The organism is Nocardia sp. NPDC004582 (assembly GCF_053602115.1).
Map to the genome: position 1 here is coordinate 1 of NZ_JBSGCY010000227.1, position 6537 is coordinate 6537.

The 6537-nt window shown below is 71.3% G+C and carries 5 protein-coding genes; all 5 read left to right on the forward strand.

The features are described 5' to 3' along the window. Positions 1 to 106 precede the first annotated feature (106 nt). Positions 107 to 619 (forward strand): DUF5691 domain-containing protein, encoded by a 513-nt coding sequence (locus ACWELJ_RS32730; RefSeq protein WP_452369947.1) that lies wholly within the window; start codon positions 107 to 109, stop codon positions 617 to 619. A gap of 2 nt (positions 620 to 621) precedes the next feature. Further along, entirely contained in the window at positions 622 to 1734 is a 1113-nt protein-coding gene (locus tag ACWELJ_RS32735; protein WP_452369949.1) for an ATP-binding protein, read from the forward strand. 53 nt (positions 1735 to 1787) lie between these two features. After that, complete coding sequence (locus ACWELJ_RS32740) at positions 1788 to 4106, forward strand: DUF5682 family protein (protein ID WP_452369950.1); 2319 nt, start codon at positions 1788 to 1790, stop codon at positions 4104 to 4106. A 235-nt stretch (positions 4107 to 4341) separates the two neighbouring features. After that, entirely contained in the window at positions 4342 to 5511 is a 1170-nt protein-coding gene (locus tag ACWELJ_RS32745; protein ID WP_452369948.1) for a VWA domain-containing protein, read from the forward strand. A gap of 232 nt (positions 5512 to 5743) precedes the next feature. After that, on the forward strand, positions 5744 to 6537 hold a 794-nt coding region (locus ACWELJ_RS32750), incomplete at its 3' end, for a serine/threonine-protein kinase (RefSeq protein ID WP_452369951.1).

A 6537-nucleotide genomic window follows, 5' to 3' on the forward strand; every position in this document is an offset into this window, starting at 1 on the left:
CGCATGGGGCCCAGGCCCTGCCCGATCATGACGTTCGGAATGCCGTGGCGCTGAGCGGCTTCGAGCAGGTTGAGGGTGCGATGCGCCTGATAGAGTCCGGGTGTCCATGGCCGAGGGCGTGCGTGGACCGATGTTCGCGGGCTGGACCGATGCCGCACTGGCCCAAGGCGATCCGGCGTGGGCGCGGGCCCTGTTCGGAGCGATCTCCGGCCCGGCCGCCCGTGATGCCGATTCCGACAAGCTGCGCGCCCTGTTCGCGCTCCAGCCTGACGCCGATCAGGTGCGTTACCTGCGCGGCCTGGATTCCAGCTGGCTCGCCGAGATCGAATCCCTGTTGCGCGCCATGCCCCGGCAGTGGCCCGGCCCGATGGCCGAGCACGTGCTGCGGCTGCTCACCGAGCGCGCTCAGCTGTGCGCCGACCGGCCGGGTGCGCCCAGCCTGGTGCCCGGCTCGTATCGGACGCTGTTCCGCGCGGCGTCCGCCCACTTCCCGGTGGAGCTGGCCGGGATGGTGTCCGGTCTGGCCCGCCGCTGCGCGGATCCGTACTGGGAGCAGGCTTTCGACCAGCTCGCCCATGACCTCATTGAACGCAAGACGATGCTCGAGGAGTTGCAGTGACCATTGCTCAGGAAGTCACCATCGCTCAGGAACCGGACGCCCTGCTGCGCCCGCACGCCGAACAGGCCTTCGCCGACGAGCTGAAGGCCCTGGCCGCGGCCGACGACCGCCCGCGGCCGCCCTCCTGGAACCTCTCGCCGTGGGCGGTGGTCACCTATCTGCTGGGCGGCACGCTGTCCGACGGCACCGTGATCACGCCCAAGTACGTGGGCCCGCGCCGGATCATGGAGGTCGCGGTCGCCACCCTGGCCACCGACCGCGCGCTGTTGCTGATCGGCGTGCCGGGTACCGCGAAAACCTGGGTGTCGGAACATCTCTCGGCCGCCATCGCCGGGCACTCGACGCTGCTGGTGCAGGGCACCTCCGGCACCGCGGAGGAGGCCATCCGCTACGGCTGGAACTACGCCCGGCTGCTGGCCGAAGGACCGAGCGAGGCGGCGCTGGTGCCCTCGCCGATCATGACCGCCATGCGCGCCGGCTCGATCGCCCGGCTCGAGGAGCTCACCCGCATCCCGTCGGATGTGCAGGACGCGCTGATCACGGTGCTGTCGGAGAAGACATTGCCGGTGCCGGAACTGGGCACGGAGGTGCAGGCGGCCAAGGGCTTCAATGTGATCGCCACCGCCAATGACCGCGACCGCGGCGTCAACGAGCTGTCCTCGGCGCTGCGCCGCCGGTTCAACACGGTGGTGCTGCCGCTGCCGGCCGGGGAGGACGAGGAGGTCTCCATCGTCACCCGCCGCGTCGAACAGCTCGGCGTCGCACTGGAACTGCCCGCCGTGCCCGCGGCCGCCGAGGAGATCCGCCGCGTGGTGCGGGTGTTCCGCGAACTGCGGTCGGGCATGACCGAGGACGGCCGCACCAAACTCAAGTCACCGACCGGCACGCTGTCCACCGCCGAGGCGATCTCGGTGATCACCAATGGCATCGCGCTGGCGGCGCACTTCGGCGACGGCGTGCTGCGGCCCGCCGATATCGCGGGCGCGGTGCTGGGCGCGGTCATCAAGGACCCGGTCGCCGACCAGGTGGTGTGGACCGAATACCTGGAAGCCGTTGTGCGGCAGCGCCCGGACTGGGCCGACTTCTACCGCGCCTGCCGCGAGGTGCACGAGTGACGGCCGCCACGATTCCCGCCGATACGGCCGAGACCACCCGGCCGAGCGAGACCGTGGCCGCCACCGCGGCCACGGGCCCGGCCGAGACGCGGGTGTTCGGTATCCGCCACCACGGCCCCGGTTCGGCGCGCTCGCTGGCGCTGGCGCTGGCGCGGTTCCGTCCCGACGCCATCCTCATCGAGGGCCCCTCGGACGCCGATCCGCTGACCGGTTACGTCGCGGCCGAGGGCATGTCGCCGCCGGTGGCCCTGCTCGCCTATCAGCCCGACAGTCCCGCCAAGGCCGCGTTCTGGCCGTTCGCGACCTTCTCCCCGGAGTGGGTGGCGCTGCGGTACGCGGCGGAACACGGTGTGTCCGTGGGCTTCTGCGATCTCCCCGCCTCGATCTGCCTGGCCGTGGAGGACGAGCCGGGCGATCGGACCGACCCGCTCGGCATCCTGGCCTCGGCCGCCGGCTACGACGACGCCGAACGCTGGTGGGACGCCATCGTCGAATCCGCTTCGGACGCCGATATCTTCCCGGCGGTCAACGAGGCGATGGCCGCCCTGCGCGAACACGCGGAGGATCTTCCGGAGGTCGTGGATCTTCCGGAGGTCTCGGAGGAATCCGATTCCGTTGTCCCGGCCGAGGGGTCCGTGGCAACGGCGGAAGAGCCCTTCTCGGCCGCCACCGCGCGGATCACGGTGGACGCGCACACCCTGCGGCGTGAGGCGCATATGCGCCAGATCATGCGAAAAGCCCTGAAGGACGGGGCGAAACGGCTGGCCGTGGTGTGCGGGGCGTGGCACGCGCCCGCGCTGGAGGGCAAGCTGGGCCCGGCCGCGGCCGATGCCCGGCTGCTCAAGGGGCTGCCCAAGGGCAAGGCCACGCTGACCTGGGTGCCGTGGACGCATTCGCGGCTGGCGAGCTCATCCGGTTACGGCGCGGGCATCACCTCCCCGGGCTGGTACCACCACCTGTTCACCGAGACCGACCAGCCGATCGCGCGCTGGCTCACCAAGGTCGCGGGCACCCTGCGCGCCCACGATCTGCCGGTGTCGAGCGCGCACATCATCGAATCCATCCGGCTCGCGGAGACTCTCGCGACGCTGCGGGAGCGGCCGCTGGCCGGGCTCTCGGAGGTCACCGAGGCCACCCGGTCGGTGCTGTGCGACGGCGATGAGACCCTGTTGCGGCTGGTCAGCACCGAACTGGTGGTGGGCGAGGCGCTGGGGACGGTGCCCGAGGGCACTCCGACGGTGCCGTTGGAGGCGGACCTGCGGGCTCAGATCAGGACGCTGCGGCTCAAACAGCAGGCCCTGGAGCGCACCGTGGACCTGGATCTGCGCACCGACGGCGGATTGGCGAGATCGCGCCTGCTGCACCGGCTCCGGCTGCTGGGCATCGGGTGGGGCCGCTTGACCGACAGCCAGGTCCGCAACGCGGGCACCTTCCGCGAGACCTGGACCCTGCGCTGGCGGCCGGAACTGGCGATCTCGATCGTGGAGGCGTCACGCTGGGGCACCACCCTGCGGTCGGCCGCCGAGGCCAAGATCCTCGACACCGCCCGGGATCCGGACGCCACCGTCGGGCAGGTGGCGTCCGCGCTGGAAGAGGCGCTGCTGGCCGATCTCGGCGGGGCCACCGACGGTCTGATCGCGCGGTTGGAGACGGTCGCGGCCCTGGATCACGATGTCACCCACCTGATGTCGGCGCTGCCCGGCCTGCTGCGCATCGCCCGCTACGGCGATGTCCGCGGCACCGACGGCGCGGCGCTGACCCGGGTGGCGGACAGTCTGCTGGTTCGCAGTTGCGCCGGGCTGCCGGGTGCGGTCACCGGACTCGACGCCGACGCGGCCGCTGCGCTGCGCACCCGGATCGACGCGGTGCATCTGGCGCTGTCGCACCGCGACGACGAATGGGCCTCGGGGACTTGGCTGTCCACCCTCGAGACGCTGGCCGACCGCGACGACGTCAACGGCGGCATCGTCGGCCGGGCCGTGCGACTGCTCTGCGACGCCGAGCGCATCGGCGGCGAGGAGTCCGGCCGCCGACTATCCGCGGCCCTGTCGGTCGGCCGCACCGCCCCGGACAAGGCGGCCTGGATCGACGGCTTCCTCGGCGGCCGCGGTCTGCTGCTGGTGCACGACCGAAACCTGTTGTCGCTCATCGACGACTGGCTGTGCGGGCTGGACGAGGACCAGTTCGTCGCCACCCTGCCCCTGCTGCGCCGAACCTTCGGCGCGTTCGAGGCCGGGGAGCGGCAGGCCATCGGCCAGGCCGTCCGCCACGGCGCGCCGGCGGCTTCGGCCACCGACAGCACGGATTACGACACGGCCCGCGGCGCGCTGGCTATGCAAGCGGCCGCCGAGATCCTCGGGCTGGCCCGATGAACCCGCGCGGCAGCGGCGCAACCAGCCCGCGAAGCGGTGGCCGGATGAGTCCGCGCAATGGTCGCCGGATGGGCCCGCACAGCAGCGGGCGGAACGGGCGGTGGAGCATTTCGCCGCAGCCGCAGCCCAAGCGCGGGCCGGCGCTCCGGCTGGTGCGGGGACTTCGACCGCGCACGTCAGGCGACTCCTTGTGGGACCCAAACAGCTACGACACCGATACATCCAGGGGCAGGGCATGAACGAGATCGACGAAGCGCAGCGGCGGCGGTGGCGGCTGGTGCTCGGCAGCGCCGGGGAGGCCGGGCTCGGGGGCGGGGGCCTGCGCGGCGCCGACGATCAGGCGATGGACCGCGCGCTGGGGTCGCTCTACGACTCCGGGCAGGGCGGGAGCGGGCGGCGCTCGGGCGGGCTCGGCGGGTCCGCGCCGCAGGTGTCGCGGTGGCTGGGCGATATTCGCCGCTACTTCCCCTCGACCGTGGTGGAGGTGATGCAGCGGGACGCCGTGGATCGGCTCAACCTCACCGAGTTGCTGCTCGAGCCGGAGCTGCTGGAGGCGGTCGAACCCGACGTGCACCTGGTCGGAACGCTGCTGAGCCTGAACCGGGTGATGCCGGAGACCACCAAGGCCACCGCGCGCATGGTGGTGGAGAAGGTGGTCAAGGAGATCGAGCGGCGGATCGCGGCGCAGACCGTGGCCGCGGTGGGCGGGGCGCTGAACCGGGCGGCCCGGGTGTCGCGGCCCAAGCTGCGGGACATCGACTGGGACCGCACGATTCGCAAGAACCTGGCCAACTATCTGCCCGATCACCGGACCGTGGTGCCCGAGCGGCTGGTCGGGTACGGCCGCAAGGCGCAGGCGGTGAAGCGGGACGTGGTGCTGGCCATCGACCAGTCCGGCTCGATGGCGTCGAGTGTGGTGTACGCGTCGGTGTTCGGCGCGGTGCTGGCGTCCATGCGGTCGCTGCGTACCTCGCTGGTGGTGTTCGACACCGCCGTCGTGGATCTCACCGAGAAGCTGTCGGATCCGGTCGAGGTGCTGTTCGGCACCCAGCTGGGCGGCGGCACCGATATCAATCGGGCCATCGCCTATTCGCAGTCGCTCATCACCCGCCCGGCCGATTCGCTGTTCGTGCTGATCTCCGATCTCTACGAGGGCGGGGTGCGGGCCGAGATGCTGCGGCGCATTCGCGCCATGAAAGAGTCGGGGGTGCAGGTGGTGGTGCTGCTGGCGCTGTCGGACGAGGGCGCTCCGGCCTACGACCGCGACAACGCGGCGGCGCTGACGGCCCTGGGTGTGCCCGCTTTCGCGTGCACGCCGGACAAGTTCCCGGACCTGCTCGCGGTGGCACTCGACCGCGGCGATGTTGGGACGTGGGCACACAACACGTTCCGCGGGCAGCCATAATAGGTGCGCTTGAGATTGGAAGCGCCTGATGTTCGCGGCCCGTCTCGTTCTGGACTGAGCGGAGCGGGGGAGCGAAGCGGAGGAGCGGAGGGAGGGAAGAACGAGACCTCCAGGGCCGCGAACCCGCCCGTAGCGAAGCGGAGGGCAGAAATTACGGAAGCGGGTGCTTGGTTTGCGCTCTGGTGATGTGTTCGCCGGCTACGTCATCGAACGCGAGCTCGGCCGCGGCGGGATGGGCTCGGTGTATCTGGCCAAGCATCCGCGACTGCCCCGGATGACCGCCCTCAAGCTGCTCAACCAGGAGATGTTCTCCGACAACGAGATTCGCGCCCGCTTCATCCGCGAGGCGGATCTCGTCGCCCGGCTGGACCACCCGAATATCGTCACCGTGTACGACCGCGGTGACGAGGGCGAACAGCTGTGGATCTCGATGCAGTTCATCGACGGCGTGAACGCCTCCTCGATCAGCCCCGGCACGCTGCCGCCGCTGCGGGCGGTCCAGATCATCACCGAGACCGCCAAGGCCCTCGACTACGCGCACGGCCTCAATGTGCTGCACCGGGACGTGAAGCCCGCCAATATCCTGCTGGCCCGCTCGTCGTCCAAGACCGGCTCCAGCGAACGGGTCTACCTGACCGACTTCGGCATCGCCCGCCTGCGGGACGACACCGGGCATCTGACCCAGACCGGCACCGTCACAGCCACTCTCGCCTACGCCTCCCCCGAACAGCTGACCGGCGCGTCCCTCGACGGCCGCTCCGACCAGTACTCGCTGGCCTGCACGTTGTTCCAGTTGCTCACCGGCGCGGTCCCGTTCGAGGGCACCAGCCCCGCCGCCGTCATTCGCGGCCACCTGCAGCAGCCGCCGCCCCCGGCCAGCCCGCTGCGCCAGACCCTGCCCCGCGCCATCGACGCCGTCCTGGCCAAGGCCCTGGCCAAGCGCCCCGCCGACCGCTACCGCTCCTGCGTCGAATTCGCCACCGCCGCCGAACGCGCCCTCTCGGCCCCGGCCACGCCGCCGCGGCC

Excerpts from the sequence above, each read along its gene's own strand:
- ACWELJ_RS32730 (WP_452369947.1), top strand. The coding sequence starts at position 107 with ATGGCCGAGGGCGTGCGTGGACCGATGTTCGCGGGCTGGACCGATGCC.
- ACWELJ_RS32745 (WP_452369948.1), top strand. The coding sequence starts at position 4,342 with ATGAACGAGATCGACGAAGCGCAGCGGCGGCGGTGGCGGCTGGTGCTC.